We start from the raw sequence: 20,382 nt of genomic DNA, 5'->3' as shown, positions 1-20,382 counted from the left end.
GCACGCGGCCGCAACTCCCGCACCCCGCAGTCGACCCCGCGCCTGCGGGGATCCTCCGGACATCACCAGCGGTAAGACGGCAGCGCTGGAGTCGACCCCGCGCCTGCGGGGATCCTCCGCCGGGCATGCGCAGGTCGTGGGCGGGCCAGTCGTCGACCCCGCGCCTGCGGGGATCCTCCGTCGGTGTGCTGGGTCACGGTTCGTCTCCTGTCGTCGACCCCGCGCCTGCGGGGATCCTCCGAGGCCGTGATCCGTATCCGGGTCTTCCGTCAGGTCGACCCCGCGCCTGCGGGGATCCTCCGCGGTGGCCCGACCGGGCCGCGGAGCTTGCCGGGTCGACCCCGCGCCTGCGGGGATCCTCCGCTCGCCATCCCGGCCGCTCCGGCACCGGATGAGTCGACCCCGCGCCTGCGGGGATCCTCCCCGCGAATAGTTCGACTCAAGCGGCCGGTGGGGGTCGACCCCGCGCCTGCGGGGATCCTCCTCTCGATGTGGAGATCGCGGCCACGCGTCAGATGTCGACCCGGCGCCTGCGGGGATCCTCCGCCGGGCTCGGTGCCCTTGCTGCCGTCCGGCTTGTCGACCCCGCGCCTGCGGGGATCCTCCGCCCGCCGGTGACCGCCGGGCAGCGACCGGAGCGTCGACCCCGCGCCTGCGGGGATCCTCCGCGACGTCCCCGGGAGCAGACCCCGGGGACGTCGTCGACCCCGCGCCTGCGGGGATCCTCCCGTGTACATCGGCCGGATCGAGCACATCGGCGTGTCGACCCCGCGCCTGCGGGGATCCTCCGCGCTTGTCGCCGATGAGCCCGGTCGCCTCGGCGTCGACCCCGCGCCTGCGGGGATCCTCCGTTGAGCGCGTGTCGGCAGCAAACTGGCCCTACGTCGACCCCGCGCCTGCGGGGATCCTCCGAGGCAGCCCACCGTCCGCTCCATCAAGCCCAAGTCGACCCCGCGCCTGCGGGGATCCTCCGCGCTTGTCGCCGATGAGCCCGGTCGCCTCGGCGTCGACCCCGCGCCTGCGGGGATCCTCCGTAGTTGCCGGTGTAGCGCTGGTCAGCGGGGATGTCGACCTCGCGCCTGCGGGGATCCTCCGCTATCCGCGCTGTCTGCTCAGGCGGTGGGCGTGTCGACCCCGCGCCTGCGGGGATCCTCCGCACGGGCACCAGCGCCACCCGCTGTACCTGCCGTCGACCCCGCGCCTGCGGGGATCCTCCGATGAACATGCAGTTCGACCGGCTCGGCGCCGTGTCGACCCCGCGCCTGCGGGGATCCTCCGACGGGAGCCGCGTACGCCCGCGACCTCGCCGTGTCGACCCCGCGCCTGCGGGGATCCTCCGACGGGAGCCGCGTACGCCCGCGACCTCGCCGTGTCGACCCCGCGCCTGCGGTGATCCTCCGACGGGAGCCGCGTACGCCCGCGACCTCGCCGTGTCGACCCCGCGCCTGCGGGGATCCTCCGACGGGAGCCGCGTACGCCCGCGACCTCGCCGAGTCGACCCCGCGCCTGCGGGGATCCTCCGTCCATACGCACCCATCGAGCCTCCATCGGGTCGTCGAGCCCGCGCCTGCGGGAATCCTCCGGTACTCGAGCAGGACATCGGCCTGCTGAAGAAGTCGACCCCGCGCCTGCGGGGATCCTCCGCGGGCATGTCCCGCAAAGGACTCGCAGCGAAGGCCGCACCCCGTGCCTGCGGGGATCCTCCGCTCGGCAAGGAGAGGGACACCGTCGGCGCGCTGTCGACCCCGCGCCTGCGGGGATCCTCCGTCCACGTTGCGCCACAGGCCGGCGCTCAGACCGTCGACCCCGCGCCTGCGGGGATGCTCTGGCGCTTGTACTTGTGCTCGCGGGCCGGGCGCATTGACGCGACGAGTTCGTCGAGGGCTTGGGGGTGTCGCACGATCGAGTCACATCTGAACTGACTAACCCTGCGGAGCGGGTCAGATTTCCGTCTTTGCCCGGGTGTGACGGGTGTAGCCCTCCCGCTCTGGTGCGGAACATAGACCGAGAGTGCCGGTTAGCCAAACCGGCGATCGTGACGACGATAGGAGTTGCTTGCATTCGGCCGGGCTCGCACCGAGGCCCCCAGGTTGCGGCGGCGTCTTCGGCTCGTGACGCGTTACTGCGCGGCAAGCGTTGGGAGGCGGTGTGGCCCGTGTCAGTGCTCGCGTTCCGTGCCTCTCAAGGAGTGTGAAAATCGTGTCTGTTCCGATCAAGAAGCTTTCCCCTGATGCGAAGGGGAGGGTCCGGTACCGGTTTGTGGTCGATGTAGGGGCTCATCCCTTGACTGGGAAGCGGCGCCAGGTGACCCGCACGTTTGGGACGTTGCGGGAGGCGAAGGCCGAGTACGCGCACATCACACACCGCCGCCACGAGGCAGCGGCCGTCTCATTCGATGTGAGGACGCTGGACGAGTGGCTCGATGAGTGGCTGGCCAGGAAGGCGGAGGACTTGGAGGAGAGCACCGTCTGCAGCTACACCATGACTCTGGGGCGTCTTCGCGGAAGGCTCGGGCACATCCGGCTCCAGGAACTTACCGAGGACGATGTCGAGGCGTGGATGAAGTGGGCGCTGCACGAGGGCCGGGTACGAAGTGGCAAGGCGGCCACCGGCCTGGGGGTGACCTCGGTCGAGATGTCACTGGCGCGGTTGAGGGAAGCGCTCGACCGGGCGGTGGCTCAGCGCCTTGTCGAGGTGAACGTCGCCACGGAGGTGAAGGTCCCCCGTAATTACCGGAAGGCGGAGCGGCGGGCGAAAACCATGATCCCGCCCTGGAACATCCATGAGGTGCGTGCCTTCGTGGATGCGGTCAAGGGCGACCGTCTGTATGCCGCCTTCCTCCTGTCCCTGATGGGACTGCGGCCGGCGGAGATCTGCGGAATGCGCTGGAGCGACGTCGACCTCGGCGGAGCCACCCTGATCGTCCACCGGACCCGGACGTTGATGGGCAACAAGGTCGTGGTCGAAAAGGATACGAAGTCGATTGCCGGGGAGCGTCAGCTCCCCCTGCCTGACCTGGTGGGCGAGGCTCTTGCCGCTTTCCAGGCCCGGCAGGTTGCCGAGAAGCTCGATGCGGGTGAGAGGTACGAGGACAGCGGATACGTGCTCGTGGACGGGCTAGGCAGGGCACTCAACGGGCGCCAGTTGCGGGAGCGGGCGTACACGGTCATGGCCGAGAACGCGTTGCGCCGGGTGCGTTTGTACGATGCCCGCGCGAGCTGCTTCACGTACCTGGCGAACAAGGGTGTGCCGGACCATCTGCTTGCCCGCTGGGCCGGACACACCGACGTCCGCACCACCAAGCAGTGGTACGTGAAGCCGGATGTGGAGGATCTGCGACCGGCCGCTGATATATGGGGAGAACTGGCGGTCGCTCCGGCCCCGCTCACGGAGCGAATGTGAGATGTGGGAGCGTGAGCGGGTGAGTGAGAAGAAAGTTGAGACCCTGCAATATCGCTTTGACGGGCCAAAAGACGCCCCGGTGCTCGTCATGGGAACCTCCCTCGGCGCTACATGGCACATGTGGGACCGGCAGATCCCGGAGCTGGTCAAGCACTGGAGGGTGTTCCGGTTCGACCTGCCGGGACACGGCGGCGCCCCCGCCCACCCGGCCGGTTCCGTCGCCGAGCTGGCCGAGCGGGTGCTGGCCACGCTCGACGAGGTGGGCGTGCAGCGGTTCGGGTACGCGGGCTGCTCGCTGGGCGGCGCGATCGGCGCGGAGCTGGCGCTGCGCCACCCCGAGCGCGTCGCGTCGCTGGGACTGATAGCCGCCTCGCCCCGCTTCGGCACCGCCGACGAGTTCCGGCAGCGCGGCGTCATCGTCCGCAGCAACGGCCTCGACCCCATCGCCCGGACGTCGCCGGAACGCTGGTTCACGGCCGGGTTCGCCGCCGCGCAGCCCGCCATCACCGACTGGGCCGTGCAGATGGTCCGCACCACCGACCCGGGCTGCTACATCGCCTCCTGCGAGGCCCTCGCCGCCTTCGACATCCGTGCGGAACTGGGCGCGGTCGGCGTCCCGACGCTGGTGCTGGTCGGTTCGGACGACCAGGTCACCGGGCCCGCCGAGGCCCGCACGCTCGTCGCCGGCATCCCGGACGCGCGGCTCGCCGTCGTCCCCGGCGCCTCCCATCTGGCCCCCGTCGAGCAGCCGGCCGCGGTGACGGACCTCCTCGTGCGGCACTTCACCTCCGCGTGGCTGCCCGGCTTCGAGACCGGCCAGCACGCCATCCAGGCCGCTCCGGTCAAGCCGGTCCTCGCGCCGTCGCCCCCGCCGGTGGCCCCGGTCGCCGAGATCACGGCCGCGATCCGGCAGCCCGAGGCAGCGGTCCGTCCCGATCCGCGCGACGTGGGTCTCAAGGTGCGCCGCGAGGTCCTGGGCGACGCCCACGTCGACCGGGCGCTGGCCTCCGCCGACGAGTTCTCGGGCGACTTCCAGGAGTTCATCACGCGCTACGCGTGGGGCGAGATCTGGAGCCGCCCCGGCCTCGACCGCCGGATGCGCTCGGCGGTGACCCTCACGGCGCTGGTCGCGGGCGGGCACCTCGACGAGCTGGCCTTCCACACCCGCGCCGCCCTCCGCAACGGTCTCACCGCGGCCGAGATCAAGGAGATCCTGCTCCAGGCGGCGGTCTACTGCGGCGTGCCGGCCGCGAACTCCGCGTTCAAGGTGGCCCAGCAGGTCATACGGGAGGAGACCACTCCGCAGGAGTGACCGCCGTCCGGTTGCCCGGCACCGGTGTGCCGGGAGCAGGATGGGAGCATGAAGCTCACGAAGAAGACCCATGCCTGTGTCCGTCTGGAGAAGGACGGCCGCACGCTCGTCATCGACCCCGGCACCTTCACGGAGGAGGACGCGGCGATCGGTGCCGAGGCGATCCTGGTGACGCACGAGCACCCGGACCACTTCAACGAGGAGCGCCTGCGCGCGGGGCTCGAGGCCGACCCCGCCGCGGAGATCTGGACCCTGAAGTCGGTCGCGGAGAAGATCTCGGCGGCCTTTCCCGGCCGCGTCCACACGGTCGGCCACGGCGACACGTTCACGGCCGCCGGGTTCGACGTCCAGGTCCACGGCGAGCTGCACGCGGTCATCCACCCGGACATCCCGCGGATCACGAACGTCGGCTATCTGATCGACGGCGGTACGGTCTTCCACCCCGGCGACGCCCTCACCGTCCCCGACCAGCCGGTCGAGACGCTGATGCTGCCCGTCATGGCGCCCTGGAACAAGATCGCCGAGGTCATCGAGTACGTCCGCGAGGTCAAGCCCGCGCGCGCGTACGACATTCACGACGCGCTGCTCACCGATCTCGCGCGGCCGATCTACGACAACCAGATCGGCGCGCTCGGCGGCACGGAACACCTGCGCCTGGCGCCGGGCGCCTCGGCGCAGGTGTGAACCGCCGCTACTCGCCGAGGAGCGCGAGCACGTCGTCGGTCGAGCCCAGCTCGGCGATGCGCGGGAAGATCTTCCCGAAGCTGTGCGCGTGGGACGCGGCGTCGGTGTCGGTCGTCGCGTCGTCCACGACCACCAGGTGGTAGCTCAGCTCGAACGCGGAGCGGGCGGTCGACTCGACGCCGATCGACGTGGAGATGCCGCAGAGCACGATCTGGGTGACCCCGCGCCGGCGCAGCTGGAGGTCCAGCTCGGTGCCGGTGAAGGCGCCCCAGTGGCGCTTGGTGATCACGATGTCGTCGCCGAGCGGGCCGAGCTCGTCGGGGAACTCGGAGAACGCGGCCGGCGGCGCCTGCGCCGGGCCGGGCGTCACGGCCCGGCTGACCGGAAGGTCGCCGCCGTCCTGCGACCAGCCGACCCGCACCCGCACGACCGGCAGCTCCTTGGCGCGGAAGGCGTCGGCGAGCCGGACGGCGTTCTTCAGGACGTCACCGGAGGGGTGCACGGTCGGCAGGCCGAGGATGCCCTGCTGGAGGTCGATGAGGACGAGGGCGGTGCGCTCGTCGAGGGAGAGGGAGGTGGGGGTGCTGTCACTCATGTTCGGCAGGCTAACTGTCTAACAGGAAAACTTGCAAGATTACCTGTCTATATCGGGCGGCGGCCCGCGGTCGCGCGGGCCCGTTGTCGGACCCGCCCGGTAGGTTGTGGGACATGCGCATCGCTACGTGGAACGTGAACTCGATCACCGCGCGCCTCCCGCGCCTGCTGGCCTGGCTGGAGAGCAGCGGCACGGACGTGCTGTGCGTCCAGGAGACCAAGTGCTCGGAGGAGCAGTTCCCCGCGGACGCGCTGCGCGAGCTGGGCTACGAGTCGGCGGTGAACGCGACAGGCCGGTGGAACGGGGTGGCGCTGCTCTCCCGCGTCGGCCTCGACGACGTGGTCAAGGGCCTGCCCGGCGACCCGGGCTACGAGGGCACGCAGGAGCCCCGCGCCGTCTCCGCGACCTGCGGCCCGGTCCGCGTCTGGTCGGTGTACGTGCCGAACGGCCGGGAGGTCGACCACCCGCACTACGCGTACAAGCTCCAGTGGTTCGAGGCGCTGAAGGCGGCCGTCGCGGGCGACGCCGCGGGCGGCCGCCCCTTCGCCGTCCTGGGCGACTACAACGTGGCACCGACGGACGAGGACGTCTGGGACCTCGCCGCCTTCGACGGCCTCACCCACGTCACCCCGCCCGAGCGCGCCGCCCTCGCCTCGCTGCGCGAGACGGGCCTCACCGACGTCGTGCCGCGCCCGCTCAAGTACGACCGCCCCTTCACGTACTGGGACTACCGCGCCCTCGGCTTCCCGAAGAACCGGGGCATGCGCATCGACCTGGTCTACGGGAACGAGCCGTTCGCGAAGGCGGTCTCGGACGCGTACGTGGACCGCGAGGAGCGCAAGGGCAAGGGCGCCTCCGACCACGCGCCGGTCGTGGTGGACCTCGACGTCTGACCGGATCCTTTCCGTCGGCCGGGGCCGTTGTCAGTGGCCGCCGCTAGCGTCGCCGACCATGACCACTGACCAGACGGCCTACTTGCGGTCCACCCGGCTCGCCTACGACACCGCCGCGGGCGCCTATGCCGAGATCATCCCGCCGCTGTTCGGCCGCGATCCGTACGGGGTCGCGATGTTCGGCGCCTTCGCCGACCTCGTGCGGGCCGGCGGCGGCGCCGGCCCGGTGGCCGACCTCGGCTGCGGGCCCGGCCACGCGACGGCTCATCTGAGGGACCTCGGGCTGACCGCGTTCGGCGTCGACCTGTCGCCGAAGATGATCGCCGAGGCCCGCCGCGCCTACCCGGACCTGCGGTTCGAGGAGGGCTCGATGACGGGCCTCGACCTCCCCGACGACGCGCTGAGCGGCATCGTCTCCTGGTACTCGACGGTGCACACGCCGCCGGAGGTACTCCCGACGATCTTCGCCGAGTTCCACCGCGTCCTCGCCCCCGGCGGCCACCTCCTGGTCGGCTACAAGATCGGCGACCTGATCCGCCATCTCGATCACGCCTACGGCCACGACCTCTCGCTCGACGTCTACTGGCGCTCGCCCGAGGAGGTCGAGAGGCACCTCGAAGCGGCCGGATTCGTCGTCCAGGCCCGCCTGGTCCGCGAGCCGGACGACTTCGAGCGCGCGACCCAGGGCCGGCAGGGAACCCTGCTCGTCCAGAAGCCGGGCCCCGCCGCCGCGTAGCGCGTCACGGCACCAGCATCCGCAGGTCGACCGAGTCGGCCAGGGCCGCGAGGCCCGAGTCGCCCGGATGCAGATGGTCCCCGCTGTCGTAGGCGGGCAGCATCCGGGCGGGATGCGCCGGGTCGCGCACCACGGCGTCGAAGTCGGCCAGCCCGTCGAAGGGCGAGTCCGGCCCGCGCAGATACGTGTTCACGGCGACCCGCTCGGCGTCGACGGCGGCCGGGCACAGCACCTCGCCCTCGCAGGGCGTGATCGTCGCCCCGATCACCTTCAGCCCGCGGGCGTGGGCCCGCCGCACGATCTCCCGCAGCCCGGCCCCGACCTGCTCCGCCGTGGCACCCCAGCGCAGGTCGTTGATCCCCTGGAACACCACGACGGTACGGGCCGACGTCTGCGCCAGCACGTCCCGGTCCAGCCGGTGCAGGGCGCTCACCCCGCCGGTGTCCGTGGAAATCCCGTCACCGGGGTACCGGTCCGTGACGACCTTGTTCGCCGAGATCCCCTGGTTCAGCACCCCGTAGCGCGGCACCTTCGACTGTCCGAGGAGCCGTGCGGCCAGCACGTCGGGCCACCGGTGGTTGGCGTCCTGCGTCGACTTCACGCCGTCGGTGATGGAGTCCCCGAGCAGCACCACCGACCCTGGACCACCGCCCACGTCGACCCCGGTGAGCAGCGGCCAGTACGCGATCGTGGACGTGTACGCCGACCCGGCCGCCTCGCTCGCGTGGTCTCCGGGCCCGCTGACGTAGCCGGTCTGGAGGGCCTGGCTGTGCACGGGCGCCGAGACCACCGGATCCGGCAGATGGAAACTCACCAGGAGGTTCGCGGCGGCCGGTACGTCGAAGTCGACCGGGTCGCTGAACATCTGTGTCCCGGCCGGGAGTTGGGTGCCGGACGCGCCCCGGAACCGCAGCGGCACCGGCGTGCTCCTCGCCGCGGCCCCCGACTCCTGCACCGCCACCGACGCGCTCGCGATCCGTACGGGCGACGGCGCGAAGGTGTTCTCCAGGCGGATCCGCACCCGGGGCCCGCCCGCGCTGGTGTGCACCACGAGCCGCACCGTGCTGTCGCTCCACGGGCCCACCACCGTGTACCCGGCGGGCGACGCCGACCAGCTCCCCGTCCATCCCCGCGGCTGCGCGCGCACGGACAGGGCGAACACATGGAGTGCGGCGCCCGTGGCCCGCGGCAGGTCCACGGACGCGATGTCCCGCCCGGCCCGCACCGGCACGCTCACCACGAACAGCCGTGTCTTTTCGGCCAGTTGACCTTCCGGGGTGTTCCGGTGCGCCAGCGCGACCGTCTTCGTCGCGAGCGGTCCCGTCCGCCAGTCCGGCGCGGTCAGCGTGTACGCGGACCGTGAGCCGTCCGCGTACCGCACGACGCCCGCGCCCGTCGCGTCGCCGCCGGTGCCCGCGACCAGGAAGGCGAGCGCGTCGCCGCGGCCGGGCACCCGGACCCGCTGCCCGTCCGCGACGACGTTGTCGAGCCCCTTCCCCGCCGAGCGCGGCCAGGTGAGACGCGCGCCGTCAACTCCCAGGCCGCGGCCGGGAGTCCAGCCCGACGCGGCGAGGTCCTGCGCGGACAGCGAAGCGCCCGCACCGTCGAAGTCCGCCTCGCCGGGCGTGGCGTCGTCGCTCACGGCCCGGTTGTCGAAGAGCCGCTCCAGCGGGAGCGGCCCGGGTCCGTGCGGTGCCGCCCGCGCCGTCGTGGCGGGGGCCAGCCCCGCGCAGACGGCCAGCAGGACGGCTGTTCCCCAGGTGCGTCGGCGCACGGCCGGCTCCCTTCCGTCGGTGTGCGTGCCGTGACTGGTGCGCCCCGAACGTAAAGATGCGTCAGGGACGCGTCAATGAGGTGCGGCCGACGTGGCGGTGAACTCCCCGCGAACGGCCGGACACCTTGGCCCGCGCGCCTGTGGTGCGCCGACGGCGCCGAATGCGACGCTGGTCGGTATGAAGATCCCTTTCGTGGACCAGTGGCGCAAGAGGCACGGGAACACCCCCATCGTCGTGTTCGGTCCGGGTGCCGAGGGTGCCGAGGGTGCCGAGGGTGCCGAGGGTGCCGAGGGTGTCGACGCCGAGGGTGTCGCCGAACTGCTCGGCGAATGCGAGCTGTTGCGCGCCCAGGCGGAGGAGGCCGGAGTGGAACTCGACGACTCCGTCGCCTCGTTGGCGGCCCTGGACCAACTCGTGCCGCGCTGGCGGGAGGACGAGGACGTACTGCACTGGCTCGGCAATGACGCGGGCCTCTATCTGGGCACGATCATGGTCCACCATGTCGCCGGCGCGGCCTGGGTGATCTGGCCCAACGGGCAGCCGGTGGTGCGCCTGGCGTCCGGCCGGGAGATCGACGTGGTCGAGGCGGGGCACGACTGGGCCGAGAGCGGGGCGCCCGAGCTGTCGCAGTTCTACGCGGAGGCCGCCGAGTCCTGACCATGTGGCTGAGCAGCAAATACGGTTAATGCTCATACGGGCGTGTCGTCCATTAAGTCCCAAATCGGCGTGGGTAGTTTGCGCGGACCGACACAGCGATGAGTGGGCAGGGACTGCCATGGCCGTCGATCCGTTGATCGAGCTGCGTGACGTGAACAAGTACTACGGGGAGCTGCATGTCCTCCAGGACATCGAGCTCACCGTCGGCAAGGGGGAGGTGGTCGTCGTCATCGGCCCTTCGGGGTCGGGCAAGTCGACGCTCTGCCGGACGATCAACCGGCTGGAGACCATCGAATCGGGCACCATCAGACTCGACGGCCGGCCGCTGCCCGCGGAGGGCAAGGCGCTCGCGCAGCTCAGGGCCGAAGTGGGCATGGTCTTCCAGTCGTTCAACCTCTTCGCGCACAAGACCGTCCTCCAGAACGTCTCGCTGGCCCAGGTCAAGGTCAGAAAGCGGAAGAAGGACGAGGCCGACCGGCGCTCCCGCGAACTCCTCGACCGGGTCGGGCTCGCCGCGCACGCCGACAAGTTCCCCGCACAGCTCTCCGGCGGCCAGCAGCAGCGCGTGGCCATCGCCCGCGCACTCGCCATGGACCCCAAGGCCCTGCTCTTCGACGAGCCGACCTCGGCCCTCGACCCCGAGATGATCAACGAGGTCCTGGAGGTCATGCAGCAGCTGGCTCGCGACGGCATGACGATGGTCGTGGTCACCCACGAGATGGGCTTCGCGCGCACCGCCGCCGACCGCGTCGTCTTCATGGCCGACGGAAAGATCGTCGAGGACCGCGCCCCCGAGGAGTTCTTCACCCACCCGGAGAGCGAGCGCGCCCGCGACTTCCTCTCCAAGATCCTCAAGCACTGACGGGGGAGTGCAGCACCACATGATCGCCAAGTCGCTCCGGCTGCTCGCCGCGCTCCTGGTGACGGCCTCGGCCGCCACCGCCTGCGGCAAGGACGGCAGCCCGCCCACCAAGGGCCCCTCCGCCGAAGAACTCCCCAAGTACCAGATCGCCCAGGGGTTCTCCCTGCCCGACTCGAAGACGTGGAAGCGGGCGAAGAGCCGCGGCCACTTCGTGGTCGGCGCCAAGGAGGACCAGCCCTACCTCGGTGAGAAGAACCCCGCCAACGGCGTCTACTCCGGCTTCGACATCGAGATCGCCAAGATGATGTCGGCCTCGCTCGGGCTCGACCCGGCGCGGATCCGCTTCAAGACGATCGCCTCCGCCAACCGCGAGACCGCCCTGCAGAACGGGCAGATCGACTACTACGTCGGCACCTACACCATCAACGACAACCGCAAGAAGCTCGTCGGCTTCGCCGGGCCCTACTACATGGCCGGCCAGTCCCTGCTCGTGCGCACCGACGAGGACGACATCCGCGGACCCCAGGACCTCGCGGGCAAGCGGGTCTGCTCGGCGGCCGGTTCGACCCCGTACCAGCGCATCCAGGCCGACTACCCGAAGGCCGACCTCGTCGCCTACGACACCTACTCCATCTGTGTCGACAACCTGCTGACCTACCAGGTCGACGCGGTCACCACCGACGACGCGATCCTGCTCGGCTTCGCCGCCAAGGCGCCCGACGAGCTCAAGATCGCCGGGAAGCCGTTCTCCGAGGAGCCCTACGGCATCGGCCTGCCCAAGAGCGACACCGCGCTCCGGTTCGCCATGGACGACGCCCTGGAGGCCCGCGAGAAGAACGGGGACTGGAAGAAGGCGTTCGAGGCCACGCTCGGCCTGTCCGGCGAGGCCGCGCCGAAGCCACCGCCCGTCGACCGCTACCCGGCGAACTGAGGAGGCGTCCCATGAATGTCCTGACCGACAACTTCTCGACGTACTGGAAGGGCTTCCTCGGTACCGTCGAGCTCACCGTCTACGCCTCGGTCCTCGCGCTGGTGCTCGGCTTCGTGATGGCGTCGTTCCGCGTCGCGCCCGTCGGCTCCTTCCGCGTCTTCGGCACCGCCTGGGTGACCGTCCTGCGCAACACCCCGCTGACCCTGCTGTTCTTCGCGGTGCTGCTCGGCCTGCCGCGCTTCGGCCTGGTGCTGCCCTTCCAGCTGTTCGCGGTGCTCGCGCTGGGCTGCTACACCTCCGCGTTCATCTGCGAGGCGCTGCGCTCCGGCATCAACACGGTGCCCCGGGGACAGGGCGAGGCCGCCCGCAGCCTCGGCATGACCTTCGGGCAGACGCTGACCACCGTGATCCTGCCGCAGGCCTTCCGGTCGGTGATCCCGCCGGTCGGCTCCACGCTGATCGCGCTCGCCAAGAACTCGGCCATCGCCGGTGCGTTCAGCGTCGTCGAACTGCTCGGCACGTACAAGACGCTCAGCGAACTCGGCTACAACATCATCTGGACGTTCGTCTGGATCGCGCTCGGCTACCTCATCATCACGCTCGCCATCAGCGCGCTCTTCAACGTCCTGGAAAAGCGCTGGGGAGTCGCCCGATGAAAGCACTCGACCACTCCGCCACCGCCCTGTACGACATTCCCGGGCCGAACACCGAGCGCCGCCACAAGGTGTACGGGCTCATCTCCACCCTCGTCGTGCTCGGGCTCGTCGCCTGGCTGCTGTACCTGCTCTTCGACACCGACCAGTTCACGGCCACGAAGTGGTCGCCCTTCGAGTACAAGGGCATCCAGGAACTGCTGCTCCGCGGCCTCGGCAACACGCTGAAGGCGTTCGCCCTCTCGGCCGTGCTCTCCCTCGTGCTCGGCACCGTGCTCGCCGTCGGACGGCTGTCCGACCACAAGCCGGTGCGCTGGCTCGCCACGCTGTGCGTGGAGTTCTTCCGCGCCATGCCGGTCCTCGTGATGATCTTCTTCATCTACGTGGCCCTCAAGGTCGAGCCGCTGCCCGCCCTGGTCGCGGGCCTGACCCTGTACAACGGCTCCGTCCTCGCCGAGGTCTTCCGCTCCGGCATCAACTCCGTGGAGCGCGGCCAGCGAGAGGCCGCCTACGCGCTCGGGATGCGCAAGACGCAGGTCATGGCGCACGTGCTCGTACCGCAGGCCGTACGGGCCATGCTGCCCGCCATCATCAGCCAGCTCGTGGTCGCCCTGAAGGACACCTCGCTCGGCTATCTGATCACCTATGAGGAGTTCCTCCACGCCGGGAAGCTGATCGCGTCGAACCTCGACTACGATTTGCCCTTCATCCCTGTGGTGATGGTGATCTCTCCGATCTACATCGGGATGTGCATGCTGTTGTCGTGGTTCGCCCAGTGGGTGGCCAGGCGGCAGCGGCGCAGTCCCAAGACCGAGGCCGCCGATGTCGCGCCGGCCGAACCAGGGACGCTGCTGCCGGGCAGGCAGTAGCCAGAGCATCGGCGGTTTCCGCCCAGCGACAGCCGGAGATCACTCCCCGCGCGTACGGGGAGAAGGTCAGCTGCGCCGGACGGAAGCGGGCCTGCTTGCCGAGGCCGAGCGGGCCCCTGTCGCATTCGTACGCGACAGGGGCACCGCTCCCTTGGTCCGTGGGCCGCCGGGACCGCACAGCGGCCGCGCTACTTCTCCGCGCGGTGGGAACTGCGCGGCGGCACCGCCGGTGCGGGCAGCGGAGTCTGCGCCGCCTTCGTGACATCCGCCACCAGCTCGACGACGTCCGGGCCGTAGGCCCCCGAGTTGACGACCTTCAGCAGCAGCACGAACGACCCGCCGCCGTACTTGCGCGCAAGGCGCTCGTGGTGCCGGGCCAGATAGCGGGTCGCGGCCTGATGGGTGATGGGCAGCTGCCCACAGCACAGGAACACCGGTCTGGCCAGGCCGGCGTCCCCCGCCTCCCCGGCGGTGAGCCGGGCCAGGATCACGTACTCGGCTCTGCCGGGCTCCAGGCGGTGGCGCTCGGTGCCGATCTGGAAGGCGCCGCGGTCCGGGCCCGGCTCGGGATCGGTGTTCACCCGGATCCCGGGCAGCAGACTCACCATGTGCGCCGCCATCCGCCGGTTGGACCCCGGCCCTCCGACACAGAACTCCGTGCGCTCGCCGAAGCCCTGCTGGGCCGTGTCGTGGGCGACGATCTGCGCGTGGGCGCCGCAGTCCTTGATGACGGCGGAGAGTTCGAGGAGGGCGAAGACGTCGTGCCGCTTGACCGTCAGCTCGGGGCCGCCCGCGTCCCGGTTCACCACCAGCAGGGACTCGGAGTTGGCGGGCAGTCCGAAGAAGGTCTGCTTGCGGCGGAGCCTGCGCCGCCAGAGATGGGTGCGGGCGACCCAGCCCAGCGAGACGCAGAGGCCCGCCGCGATCAGGCCGAGGACGATGGTGCGCACGTCGTCAGTCATGGGGGCGCACTCTAGCCAACCGACGCACCGGTGTTCGAGAGGGTCCTGACGGGTAGCGGAAGTCAAGTTACGCTGCGCGAACCGCTGTTGACCGGAGGTACCGATGAGACGTTCAGTTGGGCGGAATCTGTCGTTGTGCGCGGTGGCGGCGAGCATGGTGGCCGTCGGCGCGGCCGCGCCGCCCTCCGCCGGAGCCGCGTCCGCCGTCCCGACGAAGCAGCCGGTGGCCGTCGGCTACGGCGGCGCCGTAGCCAGCGTCGACGCGGACGCCTCGGCCGCGGGCATCGAGGTCCTGCGCAACGGGGGCAACGCGGTGGACGCCGCCGTCGCCACCGCCGCCGCCCTCGGCGTCACGGAGCCCTACTCGTCGGGCGTGGGCGGTGGCGGCTACTTCGTCTACTACGACGCCAAGTCCCGCGAGGTCCGGACGATCGACGGCCGGGAGACCGCGCCGCTCACCGCAGGCTCCGATCTCTTCCTGGAGAACGGCAAGCCGCTCGCCTTCACCGACGCCGTGACGAGCGGGCTGAGCGTGGGCACGCCCGGCACCCCGGCCACCTGGCAGTCGGCGCTCGACGCCTGGGGCAGCCGACGGCTCGGCACGGTCCTGAAGCCCGCCGAGAAACTGGCCCGCGACGGCTTCACCGTCGACGACACCTTCCGCTCGCAGACCGCGTCGAACGAGGCCCGCTTCCGCGACTTCCCCGACACGGCGAAGCTGTTCCTGCCGGACGGGCGGCTCCCGGTCGTCGGATCCACCTTCAAGAACCCCGATCTGGCGCGCACCTACGCGCAGTTGAGCCGCGAGGGAATGGGCGCCGTCTACCGGGGCGACATCGGCGACGACATCGTCAGGACGGTCGCCAAGCCGCCGGTCGACGCGGGGTCGGACTACGTGGCCCGCCCCGGCAAGCTGTCCACGAAGGACCTCAAGGCGTACCGCGCCAGGTTCCAGGCCCCGTCGAAGACCTCGTACCGCGGGCTCGGCGTCTACTCGATCGCGCCGTCGTCGTCCGGCGGCACCACCGTCGGCGAAGCACTCAACATCCTGGAGCGTACGGACCTTTCGAAGGCGTCCGCCGTCCAGTACCTGCACCACTACATCGAGGCCAGCCGGATCGCGTTCGCCGACCGGGGCCGCTGGGTCGGCGACCCGGCCTTCGAGGACGTCCCCACCCGGCAACTGCTGTCGCAGAAGTACGCCGACTCGCGGGCCTGCCTCATCAAGGACGACGCGGTGCTCACCAGCCCGGTCACACCCGGCGATCCCCGGCATCCGGGCAAGTGCGGCAAGGCCGGTGACAAGGCGGCGCCGACGACGTACGAGGGCGAGAACACCACGCACCTCACCACCGCCGACAAGTGGGGCAACGTCGTCTCCTACACCCTCACCATCGAGCAGACCGGCGGCAGCGGCATCACCGTGCCGGGCCGCGGCTTCCTGCTCAACAACGAGCTGACCGACTTCTCCTTCGCGCCGGCCAGCCCCGACGTGCACGACCCGAACCTGCCGGGCCCCGGCAAGCGGCCGCGCTCGTCGATCTCCCCGACGATCGTGCTCGACCGGCACGACCGGCCGGTCGTCGCCGTCGGTTCACCCGGCGGCGCCACCATCATCACCACCGTGCTGCAGACGCTCACCGGGTTCCTCGACCGCGGGCTGCCCCTCGTCGACGCCATCGCGGCACCGCGCGCCAGTCAGCGCAACGCCGCGCAGACCGAACTCGAACCCGGCCTGTACGACAGCGCGTTGCGCGGCGAGCTCGAAGCCATCGGGCACTCCTTCAAGCCGAACCCGGAGATCGGGGCCGCCACCGGTGTGCAGCGGCTCCCGGGCGGCAAGTGGCTCGCCGCCGCCGAGAAGGTGCGGCGCGGCGGGGGCTCCGCGATGGTGGTCACCCCCGGCAAGTGACGGTCCGTGACACACGCGGCGGACATCGGCCCACGGGATGCATCCCGTGGGCCGATGTGTGCGTGGCCCCGTCTTCGTAGGCTCACCGGTGTGAACACGACCTCCACCTCCCGCGGCGCCGCCTGGGGCGGCCTCGCCCTCTACCCGCCGGCCGTCGCCCTGGCCCTGTTCGGCTTCTCGTTCGTCGCGCCCGAGGTGCGCGCCCTCGGCGTCGCCCTGTCGGCGGTGCTGCTCGCGGGAGTGGTGCGCCGGACGCCGCTGACGGGCCTTGCGGTGATCCTCCTCGGGACGCTGGTCGCCGCGTTCGCCCAGCCGACCGGCGGGTACTGGGGCGGTTCGCGGGAGGTGACCCTGCTGGCGTTCGGGGCGGCCGATGTGGCGCTCGGCTATCTGATCGCCACCCGGCCGAGGTGGCAGTGGTACACCGGGATCGCCGTCTCCCTGGTCGTCCAGGCCGCCGGGATCGGCTTTCTGGTCCGGCCCGAGAACATGATCGGCGGTGCCGTCGTCGCCGTGCTCGCCCTCCTCGTCGCCTGCATGGTCGGACTGCTCGCGGGGGAGCGCCGCGCCCACGCCGACGCGCTGCGCACCCAGGCGGTCACCGAAGCCGTCACCGCCGAACGGCTGCGCATCGCAAGGGAGTTGCACGACATGGTCTCCCACAGCATCGGCGTCATCGCGATCCAGTCCGGAGTCGCCGCCCGGGTCGTGGAGACGCGTCCCCGCGAGGCGCGCGAGGCCTTGTCGGCGATCGAGGACACCAGCAGGGAGACTCTCGCCGGACTGCGCCGCACCCTCGTCGCGCTGCGCGAGGCCGACCCGGACGGCACCGCGCCGCTCGCTCCGGCCGCCGGGCTCGGCGACCTCGACGCGCTCGCCGCCGCCACCGGCCGGGACGCGGGCGTCAGGGTCGACGTCGTGCGCACCGGCCCCGAGCGGCCGCTGCCGTCGGACATCGAGCTGGCCGCGTACCGCATCGTCCAGGAGTCCCTCACCAACGTCGTCAAGCACGCGCACGTCGACGCCTGCCGCGTCGACGTCCGGTGGAGCGCCGACGCGCTCGTCCTGGAGATCGACGACGCGGGCACCGGCGGCTCGGCTACCGTCCCCGGCATGGGGATCACAGGGATGCGGGAGCGGGTCAGCCTGCTGCACGGCGAGTTCAGCGCGGAGCCGGGGCCGGAGGGCGGCTTCCGGGTGACGGCCCGCATACCGCTGCCGGAGGCCGGCCGATGACCGTACGCGTGCTCCTCGTCGACGACCAGCCGCTGATCCGCTCCGGGCTGAGCGTCCTGATCGGCGAGACCGAGGACCTGGAAGTGGCCGGCGAGGCGGGCGACGGCGCGCGGGCCGTCGAACTGGCCGCGTCGCTCCGGCCCGACGTGGTCGTCATGGACCTGCGGATGCCCGGCATGGACGGCATCGAGGCGACCCGGCGGATCACGGCGGGCGACAGCGGCAGCCGGGTCCTCGTCCTGACCACCTTCGACGAGGACGACTACGTGTACGGGGCGCTGCGGGCCGGGGCGGGCGGCTTCGCCCTCAAGGACATGCAGCTGGAGGACATCCTGGCCGCCGTGCGCGTGGTGGCGGCCGGGGACGCGCTCATCGCGCCCGGGGTGACCCGGCGGCTCATCGCGGACTTCGTGGGGCGGCCGGGGCCCGTCGCGGCCCGGCCGCCGCGCTCCGTCCAGGGGATCACGGAGCGCGAGCGCGAAGTGCTCACCCTGGTCGGGCTCGGCCGCTCGAACCAGGAGATCGCCGACGAACTCGTCATCAGCATGGCCACGACCAAGTCGCACGTGGCCCGTCTGTTCACCAAGCTGGACGCCCGCGACCGGGTGCAACTGGTCATCATCGCCTACGAATTGGGACTCGTGGCGCCGTCCGGGTGAGGGCGCGGGGACGGCGGGGGCGATGCGCCGCGGGCCGGATCGCCACGGTGGGCACCGTGAGGGGTTCCGGCCGGTCGGCGTACACCCGTGGGGCGTACGCCGACCGGTGTGTCGGCCCACGGGTGCGCCGTCGCGGCGCCCGGCACGGGGAGGCTCCGGAGCGGCAACCCCACCCCACAGGAGGTCACCCGTGCCCTCGAAGACGGCCGTGCGCACCGGCGCCGCCCTCGCTCTGACCGCCCTCGCGGCAGTCGCCTGCGCCGCTCAGGAACCGGATGACGTCCCCCGGGTCACGGGCGCCCTCGGCATCCGGCCCACCATCACCGTCCCGGACCTGCCCGCGCCGGAGGAGGCCCGGACCACGGTGCTGCGCGACGGCACCGGCCCCGAGGTGCGGAAGGGGCAGGTCGCCGTCACCGATGTGGAGATGACGAGCTGGGAGGGCGCGAAGGGACTCGTGTCGTCCTGGAGCCTGACCCAGCCGCGGACGGTGCGTCTCGACGGCGCCGGTGCCGCGCGCACCTGGGAACGGGCCCTGGTCGGCCGCAGGGGCGGCAGCCGGGTGCTCACGGTGACCCCCGCGGAGAGGAGCACCGGCCCCACGATCGCCGTGTTCGACCTGATCGGCGGCTACGACCTCGACCAGCGGGTGCCCGTCACCGAGGGCGGCACGCCGGGTTCCGGGGCGGCGAGCGAGGGGACGCCGGTCGTGGACTTTCCCGACGGCGCCCCGCCCCGGGTCGCCGACTGGGGCGGGGCCGCGCCGCGCAGGCTGCACGTCCGTACCGTCGCCGAGGGCCGGGGACCGGTCGTGCAGGACGGCGATGTCGCCGTCGTGAACTACTCGGGCTGGCAGTGGGGGAGGACCGGGCCGTTCCGCTGCTCGTACGGAACGAGCGGTCCCAGCGGCATGGTCGTCGGCCGGCGGGCCGCGCTGCCCGGGATGTACGAGGCGCTGAGGGGCGTCCGTGTCGGCAGCCGCCTCCAGATCGCCGTACCGGCCGACTACTGGCCCGGCTTCACCGCGACCCGGGGCGGCCTCGCCCAGCCCCCGCACGCGGCCGTCCTCTACGTGGTGGACGTGCTCGACCGGCAGGACCGCCCGTTCGTCCCGCCTGCTGCCTAGGTCCTGTCCGGCCTAGAGCGTCGTCAGGATGCGCGGCCCCGCGTCGGTGATCGCCACGGTGTGCTCGGCGTGGGCGGCGCGCGAGCCGTCGTTCGTGCGCAGGGTCCAGCCGTCCGGCGCCTCGTGGTAGTCGTCCTTGCCGCCGCCGATCAGCATCGGCTCGATGGCGAGGACCATGCCGTGGCGCAGCACCATGCCGCGGCCCTGCCGTCCTTCGTTCGGCACGCCCGGGTCCTCGTGCATCCGGCGGCCGATGCCGTGCCCGCCGAAGTCCTGCGGGATGCCGTATCCGGCGGTGCGGCAGAGCCGGCCGACGGCGTGCGCGATGTCGCCGATGCGGTTGCCCACGACGGCCGCCCCGATGCCCGCGGCCAGGGCCCGCTCGGCGGTCTCGACGAGGGTCACGTCCTCGGGGCGCGCCCGGCCCACGACGAAGCTGATGGCGGAGTCGCCGGCCCAGCCGTCGAGCAGGGCGCCGCAGTCGATCGAGACCAGGTCGCCGTCGCGCAGCCGGTCGGCCGTCGGGATGCCGTGCACGATCGCGTCGTTCACGGACGCGCAGATCACCGCCGGGAACGGGGTCGTCGCGAACGTGGGCTGATAGTGCAGGAAGGGCGAACCCGCCCCGGCCTTGTCCAGCACCTCGCGTGCCACCTCGTCCAGCTCCAGCAGGCTCACGCCCACGGCGGCGTGGTCGCGCACCGCGGTCAGTGCCTGGGCCACGACGCGGCCCGCCTCACGCATCGCGTCGATCTGTGTGTCCGTCTTGAGTTCCACCATGCCAATAACTATACCGGTATTTCTATCCGGTACAGAAATCCGGTATAGGAATCGGATCTCAGGTAGACTCTCGTCATGGTCCGAACCCCCTTGACCCCTGAAGAGCGCGAGCGCGGCGAGCGGCTCGGCCGGCTGCTGCGCGAGGCGCGGCGCGAGCGCAGCATGACGGAGGTCGCCGCGGGAGCGGGCGTCTCCGTCGAGACGCTGCGCAAGATCGAGACCGGGCGTGCGCCGACCCCGGCGTTCTTCACCATCGCCGCCGTCGCCCGCGAGCTGGGCCTGTCCATGGACGAGCTGGTGGTGCACTGCGCGCTGGTGCCCGCCTGAAAAGTCCGCGT

19 protein-coding genes and 1 CRISPR repeat array (1 of these 20 running past the window's edge) are annotated in these 20,382 nt (G+C 71.5%); of the genes, 15 read left to right on the top strand and 4 right to left on the bottom strand.

The window, feature by feature from the left end:
* Positions 1 to 1,828: direct repeats of the CRISPR family, unit length 29 nt; unit sequence GTCGACCCCGCGCCTGCGGGGATCCTCCG (it extends 826 nt beyond the left edge of the window).
* A 371-nt stretch (positions 1,829 to 2,199) separates the two neighbouring features.
* The 3 genes from ABT127_RS06435 to ABT127_RS06425 are packed head-to-tail and all read left to right on the top strand — an operon-like array spanning position 2,200 to position 5,398.
* Entirely contained in the window at positions 2,200 to 3,402 is a 1,203-nt protein-coding gene (locus ABT127_RS06435; protein ID WP_351445171.1) for a site-specific integrase, read from the top strand.
* 1 nt (position 3,403) lies between these two features.
* Positions 3,404 to 4,714: a bifunctional 3-oxoadipate enol-lactonase/4-carboxymuconolactone decarboxylase PcaDC gene (gene pcaDC / locus ABT127_RS06430; protein ID WP_502971642.1), complete on the top strand. Its 1,311-nt coding sequence runs from the start codon at positions 3,404 to 3,406 to the stop codon at positions 4,712 to 4,714.
* A 48-nt stretch (positions 4,715 to 4,762) separates the two neighbouring features.
* Complete coding sequence (locus ABT127_RS06425; RefSeq protein WP_351445168.1) at positions 4,763 to 5,398, top strand: MBL fold metallo-hydrolase; 636 nt, start codon at positions 4,763 to 4,765, stop codon at positions 5,396 to 5,398.
* A gap of 7 nt (positions 5,399 to 5,405) precedes the next feature.
* Here ABT127_RS06425 and ABT127_RS06420 read toward each other — a convergent pair whose 3' ends face one another.
* Positions 5,406 to 5,993, bottom strand: coding sequence for a hydrolase (locus tag ABT127_RS06420; RefSeq protein ID WP_351445166.1), 588 nt, complete (start codon positions 5,991 to 5,993; stop codon positions 5,406 to 5,408).
* A 113-nt stretch (positions 5,994 to 6,106) separates the two neighbouring features.
* Here ABT127_RS06420 and ABT127_RS06415 point away from each other — a divergent pair, with 113 nt between their 5' ends.
* Positions 6,107 to 6,886, top strand: coding sequence for an exodeoxyribonuclease III (locus ABT127_RS06415; protein WP_351445164.1), 780 nt, complete (start codon positions 6,107 to 6,109; stop codon positions 6,884 to 6,886).
* A gap of 58 nt (positions 6,887 to 6,944) precedes the next feature.
* Positions 6,945 to 7,622, top strand: a complete 678-nt coding sequence (locus ABT127_RS06410; protein ID WP_351445162.1) for a class I SAM-dependent DNA methyltransferase — start codon at positions 6,945 to 6,947, stop codon at positions 7,620 to 7,622.
* A 4-nt stretch (positions 7,623 to 7,626) separates the two neighbouring features.
* Here ABT127_RS06410 and ABT127_RS06405 read toward each other — a convergent pair whose 3' ends face one another.
* The gene (locus tag ABT127_RS06405; RefSeq protein WP_351445160.1) at positions 7,627 to 9,396 is read right to left on the bottom strand and encodes an SGNH/GDSL hydrolase family protein; all 1,770 of its coding nucleotides are present in this window, start codon (positions 9,394 to 9,396) and stop codon (positions 7,627 to 7,629) included.
* A 178-nt stretch (positions 9,397 to 9,574) separates the two neighbouring features.
* Between ABT127_RS06405 and ABT127_RS06400 the strand changes: the two genes are divergently transcribed.
* From ABT127_RS06400 to ABT127_RS06380, 5 genes are all read left to right on the top strand, one after another.
* Positions 9,575 to 10,054, top strand: a complete 480-nt coding sequence (locus ABT127_RS06400; protein WP_351445158.1) for a DUF6278 family protein — start codon at positions 9,575 to 9,577, stop codon at positions 10,052 to 10,054.
* A gap of 118 nt (positions 10,055 to 10,172) precedes the next feature.
* Entirely contained in the window at positions 10,173 to 10,916 is a 744-nt protein-coding gene (locus ABT127_RS06395) for an amino acid ABC transporter ATP-binding protein (protein WP_351445156.1), read from the top strand.
* 19 nt (positions 10,917 to 10,935) lie between these two features.
* A complete protein-coding gene (locus tag ABT127_RS06390; RefSeq protein ID WP_351445154.1) occupies positions 10,936 to 11,847 on the top strand; it encodes a glutamate ABC transporter substrate-binding protein in 912 nt (303 codons plus the stop codon).
* Positions 11,848 to 11,858: 11 nt separating this feature from the next.
* Entirely contained in the window at positions 11,859 to 12,503 is a 645-nt protein-coding gene (locus ABT127_RS06385; protein ID WP_351445152.1) for an amino acid ABC transporter permease, read from the top strand.
* Positions 12,500 to 13,369, top strand: coding sequence for an amino acid ABC transporter permease (locus ABT127_RS06380; RefSeq protein ID WP_351445150.1), 870 nt, complete (start codon positions 12,500 to 12,502; stop codon positions 13,367 to 13,369). Before ABT127_RS06385 ends, ABT127_RS06380 begins: the two co-directional genes overlap by 4 nt.
* 188 nt (positions 13,370 to 13,557) lie before the next feature.
* Here ABT127_RS06380 and ABT127_RS06375 read toward each other — a convergent pair whose 3' ends face one another.
* On the bottom strand, positions 13,558 to 14,331 hold the full coding sequence (locus tag ABT127_RS06375) for a hypothetical protein (protein ID WP_351445148.1): 774 nt from the start codon (positions 14,329 to 14,331) through the stop codon (positions 13,558 to 13,560).
* A gap of 103 nt (positions 14,332 to 14,434) precedes the next feature.
* Here ABT127_RS06375 and ggt point away from each other — a divergent pair, with 103 nt between their 5' ends.
* The 4 genes from ggt to ABT127_RS06355 all read left to right on the top strand — a co-directional run bounded on the left by ggt (position 14,435) and on the right by ABT127_RS06355 (position 19,264).
* Positions 14,435 to 16,243 (top strand): gamma-glutamyltransferase, encoded by a 1,809-nt coding sequence (gene ggt / locus ABT127_RS06370; RefSeq protein ID WP_351445146.1) that lies wholly within the window; start codon positions 14,435 to 14,437, stop codon positions 16,241 to 16,243.
* 90 nt (positions 16,244 to 16,333) lie between these two features.
* Complete coding sequence (locus ABT127_RS06365; protein ID WP_351445144.1) at positions 16,334 to 17,479, top strand: sensor histidine kinase; 1,146 nt, start codon at positions 16,334 to 16,336, stop codon at positions 17,477 to 17,479.
* Positions 17,476 to 18,138 (top strand): response regulator, encoded by a 663-nt coding sequence (locus ABT127_RS06360; RefSeq protein WP_351445142.1) that lies wholly within the window; start codon positions 17,476 to 17,478, stop codon positions 18,136 to 18,138. Before ABT127_RS06365 ends, ABT127_RS06360 begins: the two co-directional genes overlap by 4 nt.
* Positions 18,139 to 18,328: 190 nt before the next feature.
* Complete coding sequence (locus ABT127_RS06355; RefSeq protein WP_351445140.1) at positions 18,329 to 19,264, top strand: FKBP-type peptidyl-prolyl cis-trans isomerase; 936 nt, start codon at positions 18,329 to 18,331, stop codon at positions 19,262 to 19,264.
* A gap of 12 nt (positions 19,265 to 19,276) precedes the next feature.
* Here ABT127_RS06355 and map read toward each other — a convergent pair whose 3' ends face one another.
* Complete coding sequence (gene map, locus ABT127_RS06350) at positions 19,277 to 20,044, bottom strand: type I methionyl aminopeptidase (RefSeq protein ID WP_351445138.1); 768 nt, start codon at positions 20,042 to 20,044, stop codon at positions 19,277 to 19,279.
* 75 nt (positions 20,045 to 20,119) lie between these two features.
* Here map and ABT127_RS06345 point away from each other — a divergent pair, with 75 nt between their 5' ends.
* Positions 20,120 to 20,371 (top strand): helix-turn-helix domain-containing protein, encoded by a 252-nt coding sequence (locus ABT127_RS06345; RefSeq protein ID WP_351445136.1) that lies wholly within the window; start codon positions 20,120 to 20,122, stop codon positions 20,369 to 20,371.
* Positions 20,372 to 20,382: the final 11 nt, after the last annotated feature.

The organism is Streptomyces sp. NPDC001904 (assembly GCF_040297005.1).
Taxonomy (GTDB): domain Bacteria; phylum Actinomycetota; class Actinomycetes; order Streptomycetales; family Streptomycetaceae; genus Streptomyces.
This window is presented reverse-complemented; position numbering and strand designations above follow the sequence as displayed.